The organism is uncultured Erythrobacter sp. (genome assembly GCF_947492365.1).
GTDB lineage: Bacteria > Pseudomonadota > Alphaproteobacteria > Sphingomonadales > Sphingomonadaceae > Erythrobacter.
On sequence record NZ_CANLMB010000001.1, the window covers coordinates 34,546 to 59,648 of the forward strand.

General features: G+C 59.8%; 24 protein-coding genes and 1 other RNA gene. 13 read left to right on the plus strand and 12 right to left on the minus strand.

The annotated features are described in order from the left end of the window. The first annotated feature begins 43 nt into the window (after positions 1-43). A complete protein-coding gene (tig, locus tag Q0887_RS00180; RefSeq protein WP_299191327.1) occupies positions 44-1,618 on the plus strand; it encodes a trigger factor in 1,575 nt (524 codons plus the stop codon). Between the two features lie 90 nt (positions 1,619-1,708). Here the strand turns inward: tig and Q0887_RS00185 are convergent, their stop codons facing one another. Both Q0887_RS00185 and Q0887_RS00190 read right to left on the minus strand, forming a co-directional pair. Further along, positions 1,709-3,832, minus strand: coding sequence for a TonB-dependent receptor plug domain-containing protein (locus Q0887_RS00185; protein WP_299191329.1), 2,124 nt, complete (start codon positions 3,830-3,832; stop codon positions 1,709-1,711). Between the two features lie 152 nt (positions 3,833-3,984). After that, positions 3,985-5,523, minus strand: coding sequence for an amidase (locus Q0887_RS00190; protein ID WP_299191331.1), 1,539 nt, complete (start codon positions 5,521-5,523; stop codon positions 3,985-3,987). 114 nt (positions 5,524-5,637) lie between these two features. Here Q0887_RS00190 and Q0887_RS00195 point away from each other — a divergent pair, with 114 nt between their 5' ends. The 4 genes from Q0887_RS00195 to Q0887_RS00210 all read left to right on the plus strand — a co-directional run bounded on the left by Q0887_RS00195 (position 5,638) and on the right by Q0887_RS00210 (position 8,757). Then, positions 5,638-6,342: an ATP-dependent Clp protease proteolytic subunit gene (locus tag Q0887_RS00195; protein WP_299191332.1), complete on the plus strand. Its 705-nt coding sequence runs from the start codon at positions 5,638-5,640 to the stop codon at positions 6,340-6,342. A 231-nt stretch (positions 6,343-6,573) separates the two neighbouring features. Continuing rightward, positions 6,574-7,839: an ATP-dependent Clp protease ATP-binding subunit ClpX gene (gene clpX, locus Q0887_RS00200; RefSeq protein ID WP_299191334.1), complete on the plus strand. Its 1,266-nt coding sequence runs from the start codon at positions 6,574-6,576 to the stop codon at positions 7,837-7,839. A 7-nt stretch (positions 7,840-7,846) separates the two neighbouring features. Beyond that, positions 7,847-8,338, plus strand: a complete 492-nt coding sequence (locus tag Q0887_RS00205) for a hypothetical protein (RefSeq protein ID WP_299191336.1) — start codon at positions 7,847-7,849, stop codon at positions 8,336-8,338. Beyond that, a complete protein-coding gene (locus tag Q0887_RS00210; RefSeq protein WP_299191337.1) occupies positions 8,335-8,757 on the plus strand; it encodes a hypothetical protein in 423 nt (140 codons plus the stop codon). The genes Q0887_RS00205 and Q0887_RS00210 overlap by 4 nt, the downstream gene beginning before the upstream one ends. A gap of 138 nt (positions 8,758-8,895) precedes the next feature. Here Q0887_RS00210 and Q0887_RS00215 read toward each other — a convergent pair whose 3' ends face one another. The 7 genes from Q0887_RS00215 to Q0887_RS00245 form a co-directional block, all read right to left on the minus strand. Continuing rightward, positions 8,896-9,465, minus strand: a complete 570-nt coding sequence (locus tag Q0887_RS00215; RefSeq protein ID WP_299191338.1) for a fasciclin domain-containing protein — start codon at positions 9,463-9,465, stop codon at positions 8,896-8,898. A gap of 149 nt (positions 9,466-9,614) precedes the next feature. Further along, complete coding sequence (locus tag Q0887_RS00220; RefSeq protein ID WP_299191339.1) at positions 9,615-10,376, minus strand: anti-sigma factor; 762 nt, start codon at positions 10,374-10,376, stop codon at positions 9,615-9,617. After that, positions 10,373-10,960, minus strand: coding sequence for a sigma-70 family RNA polymerase sigma factor (locus Q0887_RS00225; RefSeq protein ID WP_299191340.1), 588 nt, complete (start codon positions 10,958-10,960; stop codon positions 10,373-10,375). The genes Q0887_RS00220 and Q0887_RS00225 overlap by 4 nt, the downstream gene beginning before the upstream one ends. Further along, entirely contained in the window at positions 10,960-11,928 is a 969-nt protein-coding gene (locus Q0887_RS00230) for a cation diffusion facilitator family transporter (protein WP_299191341.1), read from the minus strand. The genes Q0887_RS00225 and Q0887_RS00230 overlap by 1 nt, the downstream gene beginning before the upstream one ends. A gap of 5 nt (positions 11,929-11,933) precedes the next feature. Beyond that, complete coding sequence (gene mtgA, locus Q0887_RS00235; protein WP_299191342.1) at positions 11,934-12,605, minus strand: monofunctional biosynthetic peptidoglycan transglycosylase; 672 nt, start codon at positions 12,603-12,605, stop codon at positions 11,934-11,936. Between the two features lie 43 nt (positions 12,606-12,648). Beyond that, a complete protein-coding gene (locus Q0887_RS00240) occupies positions 12,649-13,152 on the minus strand; it encodes a sortase (RefSeq protein WP_299191344.1) in 504 nt (167 codons plus the stop codon). A 128-nt stretch (positions 13,153-13,280) separates the two neighbouring features. Beyond that, positions 13,281-15,485, minus strand: coding sequence for a marine proteobacterial sortase target protein (locus Q0887_RS00245; RefSeq protein WP_299191345.1), 2,205 nt, complete (start codon positions 15,483-15,485; stop codon positions 13,281-13,283). 225 nt (positions 15,486-15,710) lie between these two features. Between Q0887_RS00245 and Q0887_RS00250 the strand changes: the two genes are divergently transcribed. Together Q0887_RS00250 and Q0887_RS00255 are read left to right on the plus strand one after the other, a co-directional pair. After that, on the plus strand, positions 15,711-16,439 hold the full coding sequence (locus Q0887_RS00250; RefSeq protein WP_299191347.1) for a helix-turn-helix transcriptional regulator: 729 nt from the start codon (positions 15,711-15,713) through the stop codon (positions 16,437-16,439). Positions 16,440-16,451: 12 nt separating this feature from the next. Next, positions 16,452-17,078 (plus strand): hypothetical protein, encoded by a 627-nt coding sequence (locus Q0887_RS00255; protein WP_299191349.1) that lies wholly within the window; start codon positions 16,452-16,454, stop codon positions 17,076-17,078. Between the two features lie 3 nt (positions 17,079-17,081). Here Q0887_RS00255 and rpoH read toward each other — a convergent pair whose 3' ends face one another. Both rpoH and Q0887_RS00265 read right to left on the minus strand, forming a co-directional pair. Beyond that, complete coding sequence (rpoH, locus tag Q0887_RS00260) at positions 17,082-18,035, minus strand: RNA polymerase sigma factor RpoH (protein WP_299191351.1); 954 nt, start codon at positions 18,033-18,035, stop codon at positions 17,082-17,084. Positions 18,036-18,105: 70 nt separating this feature from the next. Beyond that, a complete protein-coding gene (locus tag Q0887_RS00265) occupies positions 18,106-19,086 on the minus strand; it encodes an RluA family pseudouridine synthase (protein WP_299191352.1) in 981 nt (326 codons plus the stop codon). A gap of 17 nt (positions 19,087-19,103) precedes the next feature. Between Q0887_RS00265 and Q0887_RS00270 the strand changes: the two genes are divergently transcribed. From Q0887_RS00270 to Q0887_RS00295, 6 genes are all read left to right on the plus strand, one after another. Further along, positions 19,104-19,499 (plus strand): M67 family metallopeptidase, encoded by a 396-nt coding sequence (locus Q0887_RS00270; RefSeq protein ID WP_299191353.1) that lies wholly within the window; start codon positions 19,104-19,106, stop codon positions 19,497-19,499. Positions 19,500-19,648: 149 nt separating this feature from the next. Next, positions 19,649-20,317: a histidine phosphotransferase family protein gene (locus Q0887_RS00275; RefSeq protein WP_299191354.1), complete on the plus strand. Its 669-nt coding sequence runs from the start codon at positions 19,649-19,651 to the stop codon at positions 20,315-20,317. 41 nt (positions 20,318-20,358) lie between these two features. Then, complete coding sequence (locus tag Q0887_RS00280; RefSeq protein ID WP_299195134.1) at positions 20,359-21,069, plus strand: N-acetylmuramoyl-L-alanine amidase; 711 nt, start codon at positions 20,359-20,361, stop codon at positions 21,067-21,069. 97 nt (positions 21,070-21,166) lie between these two features. Further along, entirely contained in the window at positions 21,167-21,886 is a 720-nt protein-coding gene (gene aqpZ / locus Q0887_RS00285) for an aquaporin Z (RefSeq protein WP_299191355.1), read from the plus strand. Between the two features lie 71 nt (positions 21,887-21,957). Next, positions 21,958-22,400: RNase P RNA component class A (gene rnpB / locus Q0887_RS00290), an RNA gene on the plus strand. A gap of 101 nt (positions 22,401-22,501) precedes the next feature. Next, complete coding sequence (locus tag Q0887_RS00295) at positions 22,502-23,095, plus strand: hypothetical protein (RefSeq protein ID WP_299191357.1); 594 nt, start codon at positions 22,502-22,504, stop codon at positions 23,093-23,095. A 408-nt stretch (positions 23,096-23,503) separates the two neighbouring features. On the opposite strand, the gene Q0887_RS00300 is transcribed toward Q0887_RS00295, so the two are convergent. Continuing rightward, positions 23,504-25,012 carry an FMN-binding glutamate synthase family protein gene (locus Q0887_RS00300; RefSeq protein WP_299191358.1) on the minus strand — a complete coding sequence of 503 codons (1,509 nt, stop codon included), beginning with the start codon at positions 25,010-25,012 and terminating at the stop codon, positions 23,504-23,506. Positions 25,013-25,103 lie beyond the last annotated feature (91 nt).

The following is a 25,103-nucleotide window of genomic DNA, read 5'->3' on the forward strand; positions in this document are numbered from 1 at the left end:
TTCGGTTTCTCGGCATTCACTAGAAGGCTTCAGTTTTACTCTCATGCAGACCAAGCAGACCACCAATCAAGGGCTCAAACGCGCCTATCTGATCACGATCACTGCGGACGAAATCGCCGCCAAGGTCGATGCCGAAATCAAGAAGATCGCGCCGCAAGTGAAGATGCCCGGTTTTCGCCCTGGCAAGGTTCCCGCGAACCTCGTCAAGAAGATGCATGGCGAGCAGCTTCACGCGCAGACGCTCAACGACACGATCCGCGAATCGGTTGATTCGGTGATCAAGGACGAAGAACTGCGTCCGGCGATGCAGCCTTCGATCGCGCTTAATGAGGGCTATGAGGAAGGCAAAGACGCCGAGATCACGATTGAACTCGAAGTTCTGCCGCAGGTCGAAGCGCCTTCGACGGATGGCCTGAAGCTCGAAAAGCTGACGGTTCCGGTTAGCGATGAGCAGATCGAGGAATCGATCGCTGGCATCGCAGGCCAGAACAAGAGCTACAAAGATGTCGCCAAGACCAAGAAGGCGGTCGACGGCAACCAGCTGATCATCGACTTCCTCGGCAAGCTCGACGGTGAGCCTTTTGAAGGCGGCGCGGCTGAAGATGCGGCTCTGGTTCTCGGTTCGAACACTTTCATCCCCGGCTTCGAAGAGCAGCTGGTTGGCGTGAAGACCGGTGATGAGAAGACCATCACCGTGACCTTCCCCAAAGAGTATCAGGCCGATCACCTCGCCGGTAAGGAAGCGACCTTCGACGTCACTGTGAAGGCCGTGAAGACCGAGACCGACACCAAGGTTGATGACGAATTTGCCAAGCAGCTCGGTCTCGACAGCCTCGAAAAGCTGCAGGAGATCATGAAGGGTCAGCTTGAACAGCAGACCGCTGGCCTGACCCGCACGCAGATGAAACGTTCGCTGCTCGATCAGCTTGCATCGGGTCACGATTTCGAAGTGCCTTCGACCATGGTCGATGCCGAATTCGAACAGATCTGGGCGCAGCTTCAGCAGGAAGCCACCAAGGAAGAAGACCCCGAGGCGGCTCTCAAGCAGATCGAAGACGAGAAGGACGATTACAAGGCTATCGCGGAACGCCGTGTGCGCCTCGGTCTGCTCCTTTCGGAAATCGGCCAGGCCAATGGCGTCGAAGTCACCGGCCAGGAAATGCAGATGCTGATCCAACAGGCAGCGCAACAATATCGCGAGGAAGATCGCGAGCGCTTCATGCAGTATATCCAGCAAGACCCGATGGCTGCCGCTCAACTGCGCGCGCCGCTTTACGAAGACAAGGTCGTCGACTTCCTGTTCGACAAGGCAGAAGTAACCGAGCGTGAAGTAACGATCGAGGAACTTCAGGCCGCGATCGAGGCTGACGAGGAAGCCGAAGTCGCCAAGGTGAAGGCTACGCCGAAGAAGAAAAAGGCTCCAGCCAAGAAGGCTGCTGCGAAGAAGCCGGCGGCGAAGAAAGAGCCTGCGAAAAAGGAAGCTGCCAAGAAGGCACCGGCTAAGAAAGCTCCAGCCAAGAAAGCAGCGGCAGAAAAGGCCCCCGCCAAGAAGCCTGCTGCAAAGAAGGCTCCGGCCAAGAAGCCAGCAGCCAAGAAAGCGCCTGCCAAGAAAAAGTAGGCCTCGGCTTAGACCTTATGAAAAGGGCGGCAGGTGCAAACCCGCCGCCCTTTTTCGTGCCTGCTTGGCTTCTGCGGGCCTTGCAGCCGCTTAGAAATCGCCGCTCACGCTGAAGCGGAAGATCGCGCCGATCCTGCGGTCCATATTCTCGTTAAAGAGCACGGGCGAGTTCGGCCGCGGGCCGTCAAAGACTGTGCGGTCAAACTTGTTGCGCGCTGACAGGACATTGGCCCAGCGCGCGCGCACAGTCAGACCGAACACGTCCTTGTGCTCAACAAAGAGGTTCGCAAAGGTTGGGCCTTCATGTTGCCGCCCGATCTCAGTCAGGCGCGAATAGGGCGCGTTTTGGTTTGTGAACAGGCCCGCGCCATAGGCGATGTCGCTGCCCGGAATGTCGTGGCGCAAATCGACCTCGAGCAGGTCAATCAAATCCTGCGAGAAAGGCCGATCTTCGCCGGTGAACGGATCATTGATGTTCATCCAGCGGCGGATCGCCTGCACGTCCAGCTGCACCCCCCTAAGGCCTATGGGTTCGCCTTTGAGCGTGGTGTTGATCTGGAAGTGGGTGCGCCGCGCACTGCCGATATTGCCACGTGCCTCGCCGCCGGTTGGCAGAGGGAAGAAGTCGACGAAGTCTTCAAACCATGCGTGGCGCAGCTCGACTTTCACCGAACCCCATGCGCCGAGCCCCTTGTTCATCTCAAGCTCGAGATTCCAGCTCTGGTCGGGCTGAAGTTCGTTGTTGCCGCGGTTCTCGTTGTCATCGTCGAGCGAGACGCTGGCGAGGAAGTCCCCGAAGGAAAGCTGACCGACCCGGCGGCGGCCCGACAGGGTGATGTCGAAATCGCTGGCGGGTTTCCATGTCAGCGAGAGTGAGCCCTTGGGGCGCTGGAAGGTGCGCGAATTGGCGGCAACGCCGGTCTGCTCGATCTGAGAATATTCGCCCCCCGCAGTGGCCTGTATCGAGAAGGCCGGAGAAATCTGCCGGGTAAAGCTCAATATGCCTTCGAATCGGTCCTCGGTCACGCCGCCTGTGCCGGCGGGAAAGGGGATGTCGACGAATTCGCCTGAGGGATCGAGGACCAGAATTTCAGACGCCCGGTTGAGACGGTTAAACGCGGCCTCTCCGGAAAGCTGCCAGTCGGCGGAGAACATGTTCCAGCCATATTCGAACCGCCCGATGCGCTCGCCTGTTTCGTTGGACTGGCGAAAGATGCTGCCTTCGGTGTCGCGCCCGTCATCAAAGGTGTCGATCAGCTGGAAACTGAAATTGTCGCGCTCGAACCGTTCCAGCCCGATCAGCTTGAGCGAACCGGGCCCAAACGGAAACTCGATATCGCCGCCGATCTCATATTCTGGGCCACGCTCCCTGCGCCGATTGTCTTGCACCCTTGTGAAGCCCGCAACATTGGTCGCAAGCTCGGTGTTGTTATTGAAGAAGTAGTCGCGCCCATAGCTGAGGTTCAGATTGGCGAGCACGTTCTCGGAAAAGCGATAGGCGAGATTGGCCGAGAGCGTGGGATTGTCGAACCCGCCAGAGGATTTGGTGTCCTGCCGCTCGATCAAATCACCGGCTGCATCGGTGATAAGGATCGGGCCATCTGCGCCAAAGCGGTTGTTCCGGTTGCTGAGCGAGACGGTGTAATCGAGCGCACCTGTGCTGCCCGTTATCGACACCTCACCGCCATAGAGCTGCGCTTCGGTGTTATGGGCTCGAAAGCCAGTGTCCCAGCGGAACTGGCCTGAAAGCCCGGTGCTTTCATGGATGACATTGGCGACCAGTCCGGTGAGCCCCGGAATGTCGAGCGAATTGCCATCGACCAGCTCAATCCGGATCACGTCATCCGCCGGAATCCGACCAAGCTGCTCGCGCACGCCGTCTGCCTTGCCGGAAAATCGCTCGCCATTGACGATGACGTTCTGGCTGGCCTGACCAAGGCCGCGCTGGCCGTTATCATTGCCGCCGCTGATCGAAAAGCCGGGCAATTGATTGACCATGTCAAGCGCGTTGCGCGGGGCAAATTGCGCGAAATACTCAGGAGCAAAGACTCTACCATTTCCGCTTGTATCGGCGGCCTGATCGGGCTCGGCTTCAACTGAGGCCGGATCCGCAATGTCTGATGCAGCTTCTTGCGCCAACGCAGGGCTTGCAAGTGAAATGGCGCTTGCCGAAATCAGCAGCAACGCGACGTTCAAACGGTTGGTATGTCCCATGATTTTTCCTCCACCTGAGGCTCCATCGCCATGGGTGCAGGATTGGGAAAACGCGATTCGACCGATGTTACCGGTCTTCCGATAAAGGTCGAGCCTGGTTTTTGCTCGCAACTCATCTGGCGTTCAGGTTTGCGGCGCGCTTTCGGCGGCGTTCAGTCGGCCGGACGCCACCGCCTGAAGGAAGGCTCGGGCAGTTCAGTCGTGCGCGCTCGCTCATAGGCTGCGCCGACCTTGAGCACGTCGTGATCGGCCCATTTTGCACCGAAAAAGCTGATGCCCACAGGCAGCCGTTCGACCGCACCCATTGGCACGGTGAGGTGCGGATAGCCGGCGATGGCGGCAGGTGAACCGAAGCCGATCGAGCCATTGAAATTGTCCCCGAGCACCAGATCGCTCACCCATGCCGGGCCGCGTGTCGGAGCGACAAGAAACGCGACATCATGCTCGGCAAACAGCATGTCGAGCGTTTCTTCGCCTGCGATCCTGACCGCATTCTCGCGCGCGGCCTCATAGGCTTCACGGTCGGTTGTTGCTTCGGCTTCGTAGAAAATGCTCTGATCGAACCAGCGCATCTCGGTCGAAGCATTGGCCTCGTTAAAGGTGATGAGGTCAGCGAGGCTGCGCGGCGTGTCGCCTTCTTCAAATTCGGGGATCGACCGCAGGTACCGCCCCATCTCTTCTCGCAGTTCGTATTTGAGAACGGTATAGGAATCGCCCCACATTTCAGGGTTAGGATCGAATTCGATATCGACCAGCACTGCACCAGCCCGCTCAAGATCGGCGAGCGCCGCGTCGAACACTCCGGCAACCTGCGCATTGCCGCCGATCTGATTGCGCATCACCCCAATGCGAACACCGTCAAGCGAGTAACCCGCAAGGCCTTGGGTGTAATCACTCACACGCGGCACGCCGACAGTGACGCTGTCAGCCTCATCCTCACCCGCCATGGCAGAGAGCAGCAATGCGGCGTCATAGACCGTCTTCGCCATCGGCCCTGCGGTGTCCTGCGTGGAGGAAATCGGCACGACATGGGTGCGGCTGACCAGCCCGACGCTTGGCTTGAACCCGACAATCCCGTTGATCGAGGCGGGGCAGGAGATCGAGCCATTGGTCTCAGTCCCGATGGCTGCCCATGCAAAGCCCGCTGCAATCGCCGCGCCGCTGCCCGAGGACGAACCGCAAGTGTTGCGGTCAATCGCGTGCGGATTTCGGGTCAAGCCCTCGACCGCGCTCCACCCGCTGGTTGAGTCATTGCTACGGATATTGGCCCATTCGGAAAGATTGGTCTTGCCCAGGATAACGCCGCCAGCCTCGCGTATGTTGGCGATCAGCGGCGCGTCACGGCCCGTCCGGTTCTCAGCAAGCGCGAGACTGCCGGCGGTTGTCGGGAACTCGCTGGTTTCGATATTGTCCTTCACCAGCACGCTGCGCCCGCGCAGAATTCCGGTCGAGGCCAGCCTGCGCGCTTCCACCGGTGCCTCGACATTGTAGTCGATCACCGCGTTGAGCGTGGGCCCATTATCGTCGAGCGCCTGAATGCGCAGGATGTAATCGGTCGTCGCCATGACCTCGGCAAAAGAGGCGCGCATATCGGCGGCACCCTCTGCATCGCTGTCCTGCGCGCTTGCGAAAGAAGCAGCGAGGGCGGTTGAGCCGAGGAAGGTTAGCGCAAGAATGGATTTGGTTTTCATGGATTCCATGCTGCCACTTCCGCCACATTTCCCCAAGCCGAATGTTAATGCCCTTGAAGATTGCTCCCCCGCGTCCGACATAGGCGCTCAATTCTTTGGACGAGGAAACACCCCATGATCGATCTGCTGTCAGATAAAGGCGAAACCCACGGCGCACAGGGCCAGTTCACCACCGACCCGCTGACGGGCGCTCTGGTGCCGGTCGTGGTCGAGCAGACCAGCCGGGGAGAGCGCAGCTTCGACATCTTCTCGCGCCTGCTGCGCGAGCGGATCGTTTTTGTGACCGGCCAGATCGAAGATGGCATGGCCTCGCTCATCACCGCCCAGCTGCTGTTCCTCGAAAGCGAAAACCCGTCAAAGCCGATCAGCATGTATATCAACTCGCCCGGCGGCGTGGTGACGGCCGGTCTGCAAATCTATGACACGATGCAGTATATCAAACCGCGTGTTTCAACCGTGGTGATGGGGCAGGCGGCATCGATGGGCAGCTTCCTCCTCGCCGCAGGTGAGCCGGGGATGCGAGTGGCTCTGCCCAATGCGCGAGTGATGGTTCACCAGCCTTCTGGCGGTGCGCGCGGAATGGCATCCGATATCGAGATTCAGGCTCGCGAAATCCTGCGTATCCGGACCCGGATGAACGACCTTTACGTCAAGTTCACCGGCCGCACGCTTGAAGAAATCGAAAAGGCGATGGATCGCGATACCTTCCTTGAAGCGGAAGAAGCGAAGGAATTTGGCCTGGTCGATAAGGTATTCGAGACGCGTCCCGACAACGAAGAAGATGCGGACGAGGCTGGCTCGGGCGGCGCTCCGGAGTGATGACAGTTCCGGGGGACGCGCGCGGGCTTAACCGCTCGCGCGGCAATCGCCCCATGCCGGGACGCACTGACCGGCCGAACAGGCGAAATTACTAAAGTGGTGCATGAAAACCACTTAACCGGACCGAAAACTTCAGCCTGTATGTTGATTCATCTGTAGCCGAAGATAGACTTGGCGAATCCGGCGTAAATGCGTGTTGCGCGCAGAAGTCGCGGATTTTAGGACAACGGGATGACCAAATTGAGCGGATCTGACAGCAAAAGCACCCTCTACTGCAGCTTCTGCGGGAAGTCGCAGCACGAAGTGCGCAAGCTTATCGCTGGGCCAACGGTCTTCATCTGCGATGAGTGTGTCGAGCTGTGCAACGACATCATCCGCGAAGAGACCAAGGCGGGCATTGCGGGCAAGAAGGAAGGCGAGGTTCCCACCCCGTCCGAGATTTTCGCCACGCTCAACGATTACGTGATTGGCCAGAATTCGGCCAAGCGGAACCTCGCTGTCGCGGTTCACAACCATTACAAGCGTCTGAAGCACTCCGGCAAAACCGACGGAGTTGAACTGGCCAAGTCGAACATCCTGTTGGTCGGCCCGACCGGCACGGGTAAGACCCTGCTTGCACAGACGCTCGCGCGCACTTTCGATGTTCCCTTCACGATGGCGGACGCCACCACGCTGACCGAAGCAGGTTACGTGGGTGAAGACGTTGAAAACATCATCCTCAAACTGCTGCAAAGCTCAGACTATAATGTCGAAAAAGCGCAGCACGGCATCGTCTATATCGACGAGATCGACAAGATTACGCGCAAGGCCGAAAACCCCTCGATCACACGCGACGTGTCGGGTGAGGGTGTGCAGCAGGCGCTCTTGAAGCTGATGGAAGGCACGACCGCTTCGGTTCCGCCGCAGGGTGGGCGCAAGCATCCGCAGCAGGAATTCCTGCAGGTCGACACGACCAACATCCTGTTCATCTGCGGCGGCGCGTTTGCTGGTCTGGACAAGATCATTGCCGACCGTCTGCAAAAACGCTCGATTGGTTTCGGCGCGCATGTTGCCGATCCGGACAAGCGCAAGGTTGGCGAGTTGCTCGAAAAGAGCGAGCCGGAAGACCTGCTCAAATTTGGCCTGATCCCGGAATTTGTCGGCCGTCTGCCCGTGATCGCTACCTTGCACGACCTCGATGTCGATGCGCTGGTGACGATCCTGCAAGAGCCCAAAAACGCGCTGGTGAAGCAGTATAAGAAACTGTTCGAGCTCGAAGATGTCGAACTGAGCTTCACTGACGAGGCGCTCAAGGCCATCGCTGAACGTGCGATCCTGCGCAAAACCGGCGCGCGCGGCCTACGCTCGATTGTTGAAGGCATCCTGCTCGATACGATGTTCGACCTGCCCGACATGGAAGGTGTGAGCGAAATCGTGATCGACGACGAGGTGGTAGCCGGCAAGAAAGACCCGATCCGCGTCCATGGCGGCGACGAAGCCAAGGAAGAAGCGGCCTAGACGCGCGGTGGCAATCGGACTGGCTTTTCGCTTTCCACTGGCGGTATTTCGCACATTGTCGGCGCTGTGCGGCGGTATTTTGCTGTCACACGCTGCGATAGTATCGGCCAATCAGCGGCCAACCATTTTTGTTGCGACATTCGAATCCGACAATCCAAGCGAGGAGCAGATCGCCGATCGGCGCGATAGTCTCGCGACGGTTACGCTGCGACCGCAAGTTGTCGCCGAACTCGAAGACGGCGTGGACGAAGCGATACTCGACGAGCTTGATATTCCCGACGAAGGCCTGGCCGAACCGGGTTCCTATGTCTTTGGCTCCAGCGACCGGCCAAGCCTGTTGTGTTCGACTCTGATCGTTTCCATCTCAAGCAAAGCCAATGCGTGCTTTCGCGACTTCGACCGCAATGGCGACTTTGAGCAGATCGTAAAATCGAGCGTCGACCAACTTCATAGCGATATCATTGTGCCCGACGATGAGGGGACACAATCAGCGGCGTGAAATTCAACCGGCGCAAATCGCTTCCCGATCGAGTGCGCTACAGGATATTGGACGAGGGAGAAGGCCCCACTTTCAATGCGAGGCTGGGATGGATTGTTTCATCGCGCCGCGATGCGCGCCGCGGAGAGCCGGTCTATATCGGGATTAAAGTCTTTCACGACGACACTTCCAGCTCGAATTGGGAGGCAGTTTCGGATTGCTATCAGACGGTCCATTTTACCGGTGAGCCATTGGAAGTTCTTTATCTTGGAAATGTGATCCACATTCTGGGTTTTACCGAGGACGGCGATTTGCGCTTCCGGATCGAGCCAGCTTCTGATCCGCAAGAAGTCGGCTTTGTCTATCAACGCAAGGCGACGGGCCCTTACGACAACATTTTCTTCCGAGGCCACGTCTCGGGTCTAGACGTTTGCAACTGATAATCTCGTAGTTTGACTGAAACCAAAACCCCGCCCGACCTTTTGGAGGAAGGTCGGACGGGGCCGGTGTTTAGCGCCGCCTCTGGGTTGGGAGGGGGATGGGTGAAGCAGCGCTAGCTCTTGAAGGGGTGGGCACGGTCAGCCTGGCAGAAACACGCCGTCGGTCACGTGGATCACGCCATTCGAGGTCTGGACATCGGCTTGGGTAACGGCGGTCGCGCGGCCCTGTGCGTCGGTAATCACAATCGTGTCACCCGAAAGGCGCGCGGTCAGGTTCTGGCCGGCAAGCGTTTCAATCGTGGCCTCGCCGCCATGGTGTTCGATCAGGCGCGCCAGGTCGGCGGACGTCACCGAGCCGGAGACGGCGTGATAGACCAGCACATTGGTCAGTTGGCCCTTGTTCTCGGGGCGCAGCAGCGTGCTCACCGTGCCATCCGGCAGTTTGGCAAAGGCGGTGTCGGTCGGTGCGAAGACGGTGAATGGGCCGGGGTTCGAAAGCGTGCCGGCAAGGTCGGCGGCAGTGACCGCTGCGACCAGCGTGTTGTGGACGCCGGTGCTCTGCGCGGTCTGAACGATGTTCGGGGCGCTGCTTTCCGCGCTGCGATGATGGTGCGCGGCGACAGGTCCGGTCGCGATAGCGGCCAAGCCAGTGGTTGCCGCGACAGCAGCAAGGGTCAGCGTCTTGAGGGACTTACGGGTTACAGTCATTGGTATTCTCCATTGTCTGCAAGCCCTCCCGATCTTGCATTAGGAACTACGCGAGGCCCCACGCAGCGGATGCGCGGCCTAGCAATTTTGTTGGGACATTTCGGTGAGTTGGTGGAGCGGAGCGCTGAGCCGCGCCCGAAACCGCCTGCTTAGACCTGCGAGAATGCGCCTTGCGCGACCACGGGGCCGGGATCGACGCCTTCGGGCTTTCCGCCAATCGGTTCGCGGGTGAGCAAAATCTGTACTCCGTCACCGAGATTGCGCGAAACATCCTCAGGCAGTTCCATGGCAAGCACCTCACCCGGTGCAACCACGCCAAGCGATTGCACCGCGCTGCCATCGGCTGGGACCAGCCACAGCTCGTGATCGTGAACGCCATCTGCGGTCAGGCCGATAGCGCCGATCAGCATCTGCTCACTTTCGGGAACGTAAGTGACGTCGAGGCGCAGTCCGGTATCGCCAATCGGCACCTGCGCGACCAGCGGATCGGCGGCGGCCAATTGCGGGGTATCGCCTGCGGCAGGATTGTCGCCCGGCCCGCTGCCCGGACCAAGCACCATCACCGCTGCCAGCACAGCTGCAGCAGCCGAAGTGAGCCCGGCGGTCCATTGCCAGCGGCGCAGACGGGATTGGAGGTCGATGACCTCGGCTCCAGCCTGGCCCGCTTGGCTATGTATGTGGGCCGCAATCCGATCCCAGACATGCGCGCCCGGTTCCATGCCGGCAACCTCGTCGGTAAGGGGAGCAAGCTTTGCATCCCACCAGGCCTTGCGCTCTGCAAAAGCTGCATCGCTCGCAGCTCTGCCGCGCGCGCGGAGAAGCTCCTCGCCTTCCAGCAGACCGAGTGCATATTCAGCCGCGATCACATCGTCATCGCGTTCGATTTCAGGAGTGTCGTTCGCGCCGCTCATGCCGCGTCTCCTGCTTCCAGACAGGCGCGCAGCTTCTGCAAGCCCCTGCGGATCCAGCTTTTCATCGTGCCCAGCGGCACATCGGCGGCTTCGGCGAGCTCGGCATAGGTGTAGCCATCGAAAAAGGCGCCGCGAATGTGCTTGCGCGCATTGTCATCAAGGGCCGAAATGCAGGCGTGGACCTGTGCTGATTTCTCTGCATCAATCAGCAGCGCGTCGGCCAGCGGAGCCTCGTCAGGAAGCGGATTGGCCTCCTCAACCGGCACCGCTCCGCCGCGCACCTTGCCCGTGCGCAGCCGGTCCACCGCGCGATTGCGAGCGAAAGTAGCTAGCCACGAGATCGGGCTCGCCCGCGTCGGGTCGTAACGGTCGGCACGTTGCCAAAGATTGACGTAGACGTCTTGCAAGGCGTCCTCTGCTTCCTTTCTGTCACCCAAGATACGAAAGCAGATGCCGAAGAGTTTCACGCGCGTTGCGTTGTAGATTTCTTCCAACGCCGCGCTGTCTCCGTCGGCGAGACGAACCATCGCTGCCCGCAGACGTTCGCGGGCAATATCAGCGGATTGGGTGTTTGCATCTGCCATCAACAATCATTTCCGCAATCGGCAATATCGCCGCGTTCGACCTGAATGGTCGCATGGCCGATGCCAAATCTGTCTTCAAGGCTGTGGGCGATCGAGTGGAGAAATTCATCCGAGCACGGTGCGCCCGGCATCTTCAGATGCGCTGTCAGAGCCGTCTCGGTTGTCGACATTGGCCAGATATGCAGATCGTGCACTTCTTCCACCCCTTCCAGTCCGGAGAGATGCGCGCGCACTTCGGCGACGTCAATCCTTGCAGGAACTGCAAGCAGGCCCATCCTGAGGCTGTCCTTGGCCAGTCCCCAGGTGCCCCATGCGATCATCGCGACAATAGCAAGACTGACCAGCGGATCGATCCACCAAAGTCCAGTGAATAGGATCACAAGTCCCGCGATCACCACGCCGACTGACACCAGTGCGTCGGCGGCCATGTGGAGATAGGCTCCGCGTATATTGAGGTCTTCCTGCCCGCGCATGAACAGCATTGCTGTGCCTGTGTTGATCGCAACGCCGATACCCGCGACCACGATCATCACCATGCCTTGCGGCTCTTGCGGTTCGAACAGGCGGTGCACAGTCTCGAACAGGATCGCTCCGATAGCGACCGCCAACAGCAGCGCATTTGCGAGCGCGGCGAGAATGGTCGAGCTTTTGAACCCGTAGGTGTAGCGGTCGGTTGGCGCGCGCTTAGCCGCGATACTTGCACCCCATGCGAGCAGCAGGGCGAGCACGTCGGACAGATTGTGTCCTGCATCCGCAACCAGCGCCATCGATCCATAAAGAAAACCAAACGTCGCCTCGAACACGACAAAGGCGATGTTGAGCAGGGCGCCAATAGCAAAAGCGCGCCCGAAATCCTTGGGCGCGTGGTGGTGCCCGTGGTGATCGTGGAGGCCGTGACAATCGCTCTCGCCCGTGCCGTGCGAGTGCACATGGTTTTCCGGATCTTTGTGAGTGTGCGTATGCCCCATCCGGCTTACTCGTAGACGCAAGCGGCGAGCCCGTCACGTCTGACGATGCCTATCCGCCTTTCGATCGAATTGCCGTGCCGCGCCAGCCAGCCGCCAGGGTTCACGACCGAGCGTTTCTTGGGCTGAGGCAGAGCGGCGGCCATCCGGCTTGCTTCGTCTGCGCTCAGGCGGGCAGCGGATTTGCCGAAGTAACGCTGCGCACCGGCCTCTGCGCCATAGGTGCCGATGCCGGTTTCCGCGACATTGAGATAGACCTCCATGATCCGCTCTTTGCCCCAGATCAGCTCGATCCAGAATGTGAACCACGCTTCCAGCGCTTTTCGGAAATAGCCGCCACCTTGCCACAGAAAGACGTTCTTGGCCGTTTGCTGGCTGATCGTGGAGCCTCCGCGGATGCGCCCGCCTTGCAGGTTCTCGCGCGCGGCTTGCTCGATTGCTTCGGTGTCAAAGCCCCAATGTTCGCAGAACTTGGAATCTTCGGCCGCGATCACCGCTGCGACCAGATTGGGGTCGATATTGTCGAGGCTTTCCCAGTCTTTTGTGATCCCGTTTTCGTCCATCACCATGGTCGCGGTGACGGGCACGGGGATCCACTTGAACGCGACCACCAGCAGCAGCGTAAGCGCGATGAACCACAGAATGATCTTGGCAAATATGCGCGCGATGCGAAGGACCATTTGCAGCAGATAATCGCTGCCGCGCCATGCCGCAATCGCTGTCTTAGCCGCTCACCCGCTTTGCCCATGCAACACGGCGCAAGGGGCCTGGCTCATGCGTGTCGAAAGGGAAACAGGTGGTGAGCGCGAGCAGGCCCGTCTCGCTTCCCGCAGGATAGGTGAACTCGTCCCATCGCACGGTTTCCAGATGCGTGACCTCGTAGCGCTCCACGCTGCCATCAATTCGGGTGAAGGTGAGCGCATCACCGGCTTTCAGATCGCGCATAAAGGTAAAGTGCGTGTCGCGGTGAGCGGCGAGTATGGTCAGGCCGCGCGCGCGAGCATCGACCAGTGCTGTCGGACCGAACGCCATCGCCTCGCCCGATCCGCCCAACAAAACGATCTCGCTCACGCCTTGGCGGGGCAATGTGACTTTAGCCATCGGAGCGGTGTCGGCCCAGCTCCACGGTTTGACCGGAGCGCCGGTGCGCACGCTTTCGTCAAAGGCGTGCGCTAGCATGACCTGCGCAACTTCGGCCTTGATCGGGATATAAAGCGCCTTCGCCATCAAACCCCCGCCGCACAGCATTGCGGTGAGGCACAGGGTCAGGTGCCAGTGCGCAAAGAGGGCGCGCAGGAAACCTCCTTTCGTGAGCGCGCGCCCGGTCCTTGCGGTATTGGCGGGAGCAGCCGGCATCAGGCTGCCAGCGGTCGGAGGCTGCGCTGGGCAGGCCCCTTGACCAGCTGCTCCCGCCGCCACCACCACGCTCCGGCGGCGCCAGTCAGGAGAAGCAGCAGGCCGAGCGTGAGGGTGAGGACAAAACCGGTGGATGTGTTGGGCAGTTCGAGCCGCTGGCGCTCTTCCTCGCGCTCGGCTGGCGTCAGCCGATCTGCTCGGGCGAACTGGGTGCCGAACAGGTGCTCGAAGTCCCAGCCAGCGGGCAGAAGCAGCGGCAGCTCCTCGCGGGTCAATCGCGCGCCGTCAGGACGGCTGGGCGTGTCATCGACCGCGATCAGACTGGTGCGGCTGGTGACGAGGTGGAAGTCCATGCCCAACTCCTCGATACTCTTATTGGCACGCTCATAGGACATTTCGCCCGACCAACGCTCGGCCTCGACCTCGGCGATCCGGCGATAGGCCCACAGTTTTGCCACAACGTCGCTTTGGGTGGCTTCGGTCAGGTCGATGCTGCGCGACCAGCGCTCGCCTTCGACCAGTCCGCTGACAGTGAGCGTGCCCTGAAGGTGGCGAGTGCGGCCCATCAGGACCAATGGCTCGCCTGCATAGAGGTCGGGCAGATCGCGCGGCGCGAAGTCGATATTGCCGCCATCGACGCTGGCCGTAAGATTGGTCGCTACAGGACGGGCCAGCCGGTCGAGCAGGCGCTGCATCTGGCTTTCCGCCTCGTCACCCAGACTGACATGGGTGAATGTCCCGCGCCCGGCTTCGGCCATGCGGCGCATCAGATAGGTGTTGGGAGCGGAGCCGATGCCGACCATGAAGACGCGGCTGCGGCCGCGGTTCTGGCTGATCTCGCGCATCATATCGGCTTCGTTGGAAAGGCCGCCATCAGTCATGAAGATGATTTGGCGGACGGGTCCTTCGCGATTCGAGATGCCATCGCGCAAGGCTGCGGAAAGGGCAGGCAACATTTCGGTGCCCCCTTCCGCCTCCAAACTGTGCGTGAAGCTCTTGGCCTGCTCGATATTGCGACGGTTCGCAGGCACAGCGCCGTCAAACAGCTCGGTCATCGTGTCGTCGAAGCGGATGATGTTGAACCGGTCCTGCGGGCGGAGTGTGTCGAGCGCATAGAGCAGGCTTCGGCGGACTGCGGGCATGCTTTCGCCCGCCATCGAACCCGAATTGTCGATCACGAAGATCATCTCGCGCGGCGGTGCCTCTCCGATCCGCTGGACCGCGGGAGGCGTAATGGTGGCCATCACATAGTCCAGCTCGCCATGCGTCTCGCGGAACAGGCCGAGGCTCGGTGCATCGCCCGCCGCACTCCAGCGCAGCTCGAAGTCGCGGTCGGCTGGCACGGCTCCGTCGGCCAGCGTCACAGTGCGCGTTGCGCCTTCACCCGCTACATCGACGCGGTGATAGGGGCTGGAGATAGCCTCAGCTGTAAAGCCGGGATCGAGATTGACGGTGATCGAGACGGGGTTCAGCCCTCCGCCAGCCCGCGCGACCATTGCCGGGTCGGCGGTAGGCGCAAGGATGTCAGCCGAACCGGCGAGCATCGCTGCGCGGCTTAGAGAGCCATTCGCATTTGTGGCGCCAGCAATATAGCGCGGGCCGACCACCAGCGGCATGCGCAGCGAGTAATCGCCCGCGACCTGACGGATCGGCGCCTGGAACTCGATCTGCACCAGCACCGTTTCGCCTGGCCCGACATTGGCGATTGAGTTGCGGAACATATTGGGGCGGCTCTGTTCGACCAAACCTGCCTTCTGTCCGTTCTCGAGCGCTTCCTCATAAATCTCGCGCGCTTCTTCCTTGGGTTTGATCTCGCCTTCGAAAATGCGGTCGCCGACCACCATTTTGAGCGTATCGACCGCGCCATTGTCGGGCAGCGGGTAGAGATAGGTCGCTTCCATCCAGTCGTCCGATGTGTTGCGGAAGGCCTGCGTCACCGTCACGCGCGCGGTCTGGCCGGTGACATTGGCGACGATATCGGTGCCCAGCCGCATCGCGGGGACCGAGGTTGCAACATCGCCATTGGTGCTGCGCAGGACGAGACCGCCTTCGGATGCGGGCGAGCTGCGCGGAGCGGTGCGATGGTCCGCTACCATCGCCGCAATCGCGTCCTCGACCGCGTCATTAGAGGTGTTGGCGGTGGCGGGGGTGGAGAAGGTCGAGCTGGTCAGAGCAAGCATCGCGACCACCCCCACAATGAGCATCACAGTGAGTGCATCTCGGTCTAAAGATATTGCAATTCGTCGCATGTCAGCCTCCATTCATCGCGGTTCACTATCCCCCTATCGGGCGATGCTCCGGACGCGCCAGCGGCATAAATGGCCGATTTCTGCCGGTCAGGCGGACAGACCGGAGGTGAATTGAGGTTTTGTGCGGATTTGTACGGTTTTGTCAGGACAGAGGAGGTGAGAATGGGGTATGCGGCACTGATGAGCGACTTTGACAATGCGGCGGTGGCCTTTCGGCTGCGCGAGGAAATTGCGCGGCGGCGGCTGTCGCGCGCGCGGCTGGCAGAGAGTGCGCGCCTCTCGGTTTCGACTTTGGAAAAGGCCTTGTCAGGCCGCCGCAGATTCACGCTAGCGACGATTGTGCGGCTCGAAGAAGCACTGGGCGCAAGCCTGCGCGAAGAGGCCGAGATTGAGGCCAGCACCCCCGCGCACGCCCCTCCCGAAATGGGTTCCTACGCGCGCCCCGCTGTCCGCTGGATCGAAGGCGAATATCTCACCCTGCGCGCCAGCTTTGGCGAGGAAGGTGCAGTCTATGCCTACCGCACCGAAATCCGCTGGAGCGCCGCCAAGGGCCATCTGGTTTTCGCCGAAAGCGACCGCGTTGACGCGACTTTTCAGCAAGCGGGCTTCGTCTCGATGCCGAACATGTCGGGCCACACCTATCTGATGACGAGCGAAGAAGGGCAGTACCGCATGATCATGCTGGGCCGAGCGACGCGCGAACAGCGCATGTTCGGCCTGCTTTCGACACTGCAGGTCGGTCATGGCTCGCAATTGGTCCCGGTTTCGTGCCCGGTAGCGCTGGTGCCAATGGAGCAGATCGACGAGCCGGTGTTCGGTCTGGTGCGCGAGGGCGATGAGCGCTCAGACGAATATCGCGCAGTGCTCGATACGGCGCTGGAGGGTGATTATTGCCGCCTCAGGCAGTAAAGCCAGACCGTCATGATAATCGTCGTCGAAGGGATCAGCGCAGCTGGCAAGACCACATTTGCCCGACAGTTTGGCGACGGACTGTGGCTGCCCGAGATCGAGGCGAAAGGGCAAAGGCCCGATGCCGATGCTCCGTTGATTGACCATGCGCGTTTCTGGGCTGGTCACAACGCCATGCGTTTCCAGATGGCGATGGAGATCGAGGCGAAGCACGGCTTTGCCATTTGCGACACCGATCCGATGAAGGTCCACTTTTCCTGGTGCATGGAGCGCGCAGGGTTCCATTGGCCCGACAAGTTTGAAACAGCTGTACCGATTGTGCGCGAGACGATCCGCGAACGCCGCTTAGGCTTTGCCGACCTCTATCTGGTCAAACAGATCGAACCCGCCATCGCCCGCGCTCAGAAGGAAGGCGATGCCACCCGTAGGCGCGGCAACTTCGAGCAACATCTGGCCTTGCAGCAGCATCTGATTGCGTGGTTCACAGCTTTGTCTGAAGCGTTACCGGACCATGTTCGCTGGGGTCTGCCGTCCAAAGATGCCCTATTGGCCGAGATCAAAGAAAAAGCGCCGGAGGCGAGCCCCCGACGCTTTGATGTTTCGGTGTTCGACGCTTTGTTGGAGCGTCTTCCGGACTAGCCCTTAAGCCACCCCAGGCAAGAGCCGCTCTCCCGCAATCCGCTGCATCGCTTTTTGCAGCTTCTCGAAAGCGCGCACTTCGATCTGGCGGATGCGTTCGCGGCTTACGTCGTAAACCTGCGAGAGTTCCTCCAGCGTCTGCGGCTTTTCCGTCAGGCGGCGTTCGGTGAGGATGTGCTGTTCGCGCTCATTGAGCGAGTCCATCGCCTCGACCAGCATTTCGTGCCGGACCTGCGCCTCTTCGGCGTCGGCAACCGTTTCGTCCTGAAGCGGATTATCGTCGGTCAGCCAGTCCTGCCATTCGCCCGAGCCGTCCTCGCCATTGCGCATCGGCGTGTTGAGCGAGCCGTCGCCGCCCATCATCATCCGGCGGTTCATATTGACGACTTCCTGCTCCGGCACGCCCAGATCAGTAGCGATCTTGGTCACGTCTTCGGGGTGGAGGTCTGAATCCTCGTAAGCCTCAAGCTGTTTCTTCATCCGGCGAAGGTTGAAGAACAGTTTCTTCTGCGCCGCGGTGGTGCCCATTTTTACAAGGCTCCACGAACGCAGGATATATTCCTGGATCGACGCCTTGATCCACCACATCGCATAGGTGGCGAGGCGGAAGCCGCGATCGGCTTCGAATTTCTTGACGCCCTGCATCAGGCCAACATTGCCTTCGGAAATCAGGTCCGAAACAGGCAGGCCGTAGCCGCGATAACCCATCGCGATCTTGGCAACGAGCCGCAGGTGGCTGGAAACGAGCTGGGATGCCGCTTCGGGGTCCTCATGCTCTTCATAGCGCTTGGCGAGCATATATTCCTGCTCTGCCGTCAGCACCGGATATTTCTTGATTTCCGACAAATAGCGATTGAGGCTCTGCTCTCCGCTCAGCGCCGGGACTGTTTTAGCTTTGCTCACTTCTTCCCTAACCTTTCTAGTGTCGACCGCTGCTGCCAGACCCCTGATGGGCATCCGGTCTTTTGGGCCACGTGGTTACATATAGGTGATGCGCATGGGGTTTGCCCATAGATTTACACGCATTTTATCGATTAAAACGTCCAAGTTGGTCGATTAGTTCCCGCATATCCTCCGGTAAATCCGCGCAAAAGCGTAATTCTTGCCTCAAAACCGGGTGTAGGAAACCCAATTCTGCCGCGTGAAGCGCTTGGCGGGCGAATTTTGCTTCGGATAGCAGGTTTTTCAACGCCTTGGGTGTTTTGCCGTAGAGTGGGTCTCCTAATAAAGCATGACCGATTGATGCGCAGTGAACGCGCACCTGGTGGGTGCGCCCGGTTTCAAGGCGGCATTCGAGTAGGGAACTCAATCCTTGGGCACTCGATCCGAACCTCTTGAGGAGCTTGTAATGGGTGACGGCGTGTTTGCCGCGTGAGGAATTCTTGTCGAGGACGGCCATTTTCTTTCGGTTGGCGTCGCTGCGGCCCAGTTTGGCCTCGATTGTTCCCGCAGCCGGGTTGGGGTGGCCTGCGCAAACTGCGAGATAGCGGCGATGGACGGAGTGCTCGGCGAATTGCGCGGCGAGCCCTTCATGCGCGGCGTCAGACTTGGCGACCACCAGCAGGCCTGACGTGTCCTTGTCGATCCGGTGGACGATTCCGGGGCGTGCGACCCCGCCGATGCCCGAAAGGGTGCCGCCGCCATTTTCGGCGCAATGATGGAGCAGCGCGTTGACGAGCGTGCCGTCTGGATTTCCCGCAGCGGGGTGGACGACCATGCCTGCCGGCTTGTTGACGACGATCAGATGCTCGTCCTCGTAAGTGACGTCGAGCGGGATGTTTTGCGGGCGTGCTAGCGCCTCGGCAGCGGGCGGGACGGTGATGGTGAAGGTCGCACCGGCGGCAATTTTGGCGCTGGGAGAGGTCGCGGGTTTGCCGCCCACTTCGACGCGTCCTTCGCCGATCAAGGCTTGAACCCGCGCGCGCGACAGATCACTCGCATCAGCAAGCGCCTTGTCCAGCCGAGCAGGGGCGGCGACGGTGCCAGTGATGATTTCATCCGCAGACATGTCTATGGCCATGGTCGATGGATATTGCTGTGACAAGAGAGGCGCTTGAAGGCATGGAGCGCGCTGCTGCTGAGGCGCACCCGCGCGAGGCCTGCGGGCTGTTGCTGGGCGAGGGTGCGAATGTCGCCAACTTTGCCCAAACCGCCAATGTCCACTGCCGCCCCGAGACGCATTTCGAGCTCGACCCCCAGGCTTTGATCGACGCGCATCGAGCGGCACGGGATGGTGGCCCCCAAGTGATCGGCTATTTCCACTCGCATCCTGTCGGCGCAGCGGCGCCTTCCGCAACCGACCGCGCTTCGGCGGCAGGTGATGGCCGGATCTGGGCGATTTGGGGAGAAGGTGAGCTGGCGTTCTGGCGCGATGACCCGGCAGGCTTTGCCGCCCTTTCCTACTCGGTGCAGGAACGCTAAATTCGCCCCATGAATGCCGCGTTTCATCCGAAAATGAGTGGATTGCAGGCCAATGATCGCGCCAGTGGTAGAAGTCTCTCTTTTTTGCTTCTAGACCGTGTAACATGCGGTCCATGTCTCAATAGTCATTCAGGAAATACCCTCGTAAAATGAACTCTCAAACTGATCTTGCCGCAATGTTGTGCTCGCGGCTCTGCCATGACCTGCTCTCCCCTGTGGGGGCCTTGTCAAATGGGCTGGAGCTGCTGGCCGACGAAACCGACGCGGAAATGCGCGCGCAATGCATGCAGCTGCTCGAACAAAGCGCCAAGATCAGCACGGATAAGCTCAAGTTCTTCCGTCTCGCCTTTGGTGCGGCTGGCGGGTTCGGCGAGTCAGTCCCGGTCGAGGAGGCCGAGGAAGTCGTGACCGCGCTTGCCGCCGATGCCAAGCGGGTCACGCTGAACTGGGCAATTGCCGATGCGACCTTGCCTAAGCCTGCGGTGAAAGTGCTTCTCAACCTCTCGCAGATCGCGCTCGACGCGCTGATCCGTGGCGGCACGCTTGATATCGGGGCAGAGCGGCGACCCGATGGCAATGGCCGCAACAATGTCGAGATCGTCGCGCGCGCCACTGGCGATCGCATCGCCTTTGACGAGACAATCGGCAAGGCGCTTCAGGGAGAGATCGACCCAAGTGACATCAGCAGCCGCACAGCCGCCGCTCATATGATCGCCTTGCTGGCAGAGGAGATGGGCGGGGGGCTGCAATATGCGCTGTCCGATGATGCGCTGGTGCTCGGCGCGGTCCTGCCCGAAGCCGAGGGCATGATCGGGTGAGCGGCGCAGGGATCCCTGAAACAAGCGGTCCCTGGCAAGATATGGAGACCAGCGAGCTGGTCCACCGTGTTGTCCCGTCCCCCAACTTCAACGACCGCGCTCTGCCGGTGACGATGCTGGTGTTGCACTACACCGAGATGAAGCCGGTCGAGACCGCCTTGCAGCGCCTGACCGAAGCCGAAGCGGGCGTCTCTGCGCATTACCTCATCACCGAAGAGGGCGAGGTCATCCAGCTCGTGTCCGAGGAAAATCGCGCATGGCATGCCGGCGCGTCCTATTGGCGCGGGTCCAAGGATGTGAACTCGGCGAGTATCGGGATCGAGCTGGACCATCCCGGCCATGCGGGCGGCTATCGCGAATTTGCCGATGCACAGTTTGAAGCGCTCGTGCCGCTGGTCGCCCGGATCGTGAAGCAATACGACATTCCGCGCGCAAATGTTGTCGGACATTCCGACGTCGCGCCCTTGCGCAAGATCGATCCGGGTGAGCTGTTCCCGTGGGATCGCCTCGCCGAGTATGGTCTGTGTCTGGAGCGCCCGGAGAAGCTCGAACAAGCAGACCCGTTCCACAATGAAGGCGCTTTCATCCTCGCGCTTGAACGCTTTGGCTATGACATCACCGAGGGGCGCAAGGCGATCGAAGCCTTTGAGCGGCGCTGGCGGCCGGAGAGGATCGAAGGCAAGCCCGATGCGCAATTGGGGGCGATCCTGTGGCACCTGCTGCTCGAACGCGACCGGGGTACTGCGCGGTAGGTCGCTCGGTCTGGAGCTTACAATTCGGTACAGCACATCCTTCCAAAATGTGCTGATAAGAGGGCGGAGTTACAGAAGAAGACGGGAGGGACTGGAAATGATGAGGAAACTTACCGCCGAATTTGTCGGCACATTCTGGCTGGTTTTCGGAGGGTGCGGTTCGGCAGTGCTCGCTGCGGCATTTCCGGAATTGGGGATCGGCTTTGTCGGTGTCAGCCTCGCCTTTGGTCTGACGGTCCTGACGATGGCTTATGCCGTCGGAGGCATATCGGGCGGGCACTTCAATCCCGCCGTTTCGCTCGGGCTTGCTCTGGGCAAGCGGTTTAGCTGGGGCGAATTGCTGCCTTATTGGGCCGCGCAGCTCCTTGGGTCCTTTGTCGCGGCTGGCACGCTCTATGTGATCGCAAGCGGTGGTCCGGACTTCAGCGCAGGCGGCTTTGCCTCGAACGGCTTTGGCGAACTGTCGCCGGGTGGCTACTCGATGCAGGCTGCTCTGCTGATCGAGATCGTGCTCACAGCGGTGTTCCTGATCGTCATTCTGGGTTCGACTTCGGCCAAGGCACCCGCTGGCTTCGCACCCATTGCGATTGGCCTTGCGCTCACGCTGATCCACCTGATCTCGATTCCGGTCACCAACACCTCGGTCAATCCGGCACGCTCGACCAGCGTAGCGTTTTACGCTGACACCGCCGCCGTGCCGCAGCTGTGGTTGTTCTGGGTTGCGCCGCTGATCGGGGCGGCTATCGGAGCGTTGATCTGGAGCTATCTGCTCTCGCCTGATGAAAGCCTCGAAAACATTGGCGGACAGGAAGACTAAGCTCTCCGCCACAATCACAATCGAAGGGCCGGCTTTCCTACAGCCGGCCCTTTGTGTATGCGGCCCCTTGTCAGGGGGCTGAGGCAGCCGCGTGGTTTCGACTGCGAGGAAAGTCCGGGCTCCACGAAACAAGGGTGGCGGGTAACGCCCGCCGGGTGAGGCTTTCGGGCGCAAGCTCAGGGCTAAAACTCAGGGAAAGTGCCACAGAGAGTATACCGCCGATGGAGGGAGACCTCACAGGCAAGGGTGAAAGGGTGCGGTAAAAGCGCACCGGGGCGCTGGTAACAGAGCCCGCATGGCAAACCCCACCCGGAGCAAGGCCAAATAGGGGCCTCGCGCTTCCTTTACGGAGGCAGGAGCGTTTCGCTCCGAGAGGTCCGGGTTGGCTGCTAGAGCCGTCTGGCAACAGGCGGAGCAGATGAATGGCTGCCACCGCGTGGCAGGTCTGCCCCATATCATTTGGGGCAGATACCGCGCGCGGCTACAGAACCCGGCTTATGATGCCCCCTGACACCAACAGGATCGAGGCGGTTCAAATCGTTTTTGGCTAAAAGCGAGTCATTTGAGTCACTTAGCTGGCATTGACTAACTAGCTGATTCTGATAGATTTTCAGTATGGATGCGACATACAATCTTGACGGTGGTTTTAAGCCAGCCACCAAACGCTTTGCCGATATTTCTGGGCCGGATTTCTTTCCGACGCCTGCTTGGGCAACGCATGCTTTAATCGACAACGAACCGTTCCATGGAGACATTTGGGAATGTGCATGTGGCGATGGGGCTATGTCAGAAGTGCTCAAAGAGAGTGAATGCCAGGTGGTTAGCTCGGATCTCTATGATCGGGGCTATGGTGAAACTGGAATTGACTTTCTTAAAAGCGAACGGAAGGCGACCAACATAATTACGAACCCACCGTACAATTCAGCGGAAGGTTTTGTTCAACGTGGCTTGCAGACCGTCGATAAGAAATTTGCCCTACTTTTGCGATTAGCATTCTTGGAGGGGAAAAATCGGCAGCATACAATCTTCACGAAAGCGCCACCGTCTAGAGTCTGGGTGTTCAGTGAACGTATTACTTTCTATCCGTCAGGAGCTAAACGGAAAGGATCAGGTACCACGGCATATGCTTGGTTTGTCTGGGACAAGGACTCGGCCAACCGAACGGAGCTATGCTGGCTGCCGACCGGTTATAAAGCCCGATTTTCTTAGAGTCCCATTGCAACAAGTCGATTTCGGCCGGATTGAGTGATCGCAAATCCAACACGAGGTACGTGGCTCAAGTAGCCTAGGGCAATGAAATTCCCATCAACTTGGTCATGCGATTTGATGTTTCTCAGGAGTTGGTGCCACATCGGCTCGCCTGGTCGTGTTACCGAGGGCGCAAGATTTGCATTGTCTAATGTAACTAGCTGAGGAACTTCCCTTTTTGCGCGGTGATAGGTTGCTATGCCATTTGGTTGCACTGATGCAATTCGCATCACCCCCAGCGCTATGTCGTTTTCGTCCGCCAAGTAATCCTCCTAAACTGCTCAAGATTCCAATGCAGCTTATCTAGTCAAAAAGTTTAGACTAAATCTTTGCAAATCTATGCTAAATTTAGGTGCGATTTTGGCCATTTCAAGTAAAAGTTGTTGTTAATTGAAGTTCCGCCTCGCTTCCTACCGGCGGGTACAGCTCGTCCAGCGGGCGTGAGCGGCCATCGGAGCAGACCAGGCGGACATGGAAGCGCTTCATCTGGCGCGGTCCGCGAACACCCACGCTGTGGGCGATTACGCCCACTTCCTTGCGCATCGCCTTGACGAAGCTAGCCACACGCTCTGCCTTGTTGGTCGGGTCGAGGCCGCGCTGGAGCTTCTTGTCGTGCGTGGTGATGCCGGTGGGGCAGGTGTTCTTGTTGCACTTCATCGCCTGGATACAGCCAAGCGCAAACATGAAACCGCGCGCTGAAATGGTGAAGTCCGCGCCTGCGCACAGCGCCCATGCGACCTCGCTCGGGGTTACCAGCTTGCCGCTGGCAACAATGCGGATACGGCTCTTTAGTCCGGCCTTGTCGCGCAGATCGGTGAGCATCGGGAGCGCCTCGCGCAAAGTCAGTCCGACATTGTCGATCAGCGCCAGTGGGGCGGCGCCGGTTCCGCCATCACCGCTATCGACAGTGATGAAATCGGGAGCACTTTCCGGCCCGCGCCTGTTGATCTCGGCAAACAGCTCATCGAGCCAGCCATAGGCACCGATCACCGTCTTGAAGCCGACCGGCTTGCCGGTAACTTCGCGAATATGAGCGATCATATCGAGCAGTTCGCCGATATTGCCGATATCGGGGTGGCGGTTGGGGGAGATCGAGGCCTCACCAGCCGGAATGCCGCGGATCGCTGCAATCTCTTCGCTCACCTTGGCGGCCGGAAGGATGCCGCCTTTGCCCGGCTTTGCGCCTTGCGACAGCTTGAGCTCGAACATGCGGACCTGTTCATGCGCTGCGACTTCGCGCAGTTTCTCGTCGGACAGGTTTCCAGCTTCGTCACGCACGCCATATTTGGCGGTGCCGATCTGGAAGACGATGTCGCAGCCTCCTTCGAGATGGTAGGGTGACAGCCCGCCTTCGCCGGTGTTCATCCAGCACCCCGCCTTGGCCGCACCGTTCGACAAAGCGCGCACGGCTGGCGTGGAAAGCGCGCCGTAGCTCATACCCGATATGTTGAAGAAGGACTTGGCCTTGTAAGGAATGCGCGCCGCACCTTCGCCGATCACCATCGGGCGCGATTCCACAGCATCGCGCTCCAGCATGGGCCAAGGGCAATTGACGAAAATCGGCGTGCCAACTGGTTCCAGATTGCGGGTCGAGCCGAACGCGACATTGGTAGATTGACCCTTGGCTGCTTCGTTCACCCATTCGCGCTGGGCGCGGTTGAAGGGCATCTCCTCGCGGTCCATCGCAAAGAAATACTGGCGGAAAAACTCGCCAAGATCGGACAGGATATAGCGCATCCGCCCGATCACCGGATAGTTGCGGCGCACAGTGTCAGCGGTCTGGTAGCGGTCGATCACGAACAGCACGATTAGCGCAAGGACAATCAGACCCACCACAAAGATGAAAAGTGTCGTCAGGCCGTCCAGAATGGCGGTCATCATTGGTTCCTCCCGAATTGTCACTCGCTTGCTATTCGCTCGCACACCCATTGCGGGTTACACTCAGCTTGGCTCCCAATGCAAAACTGCC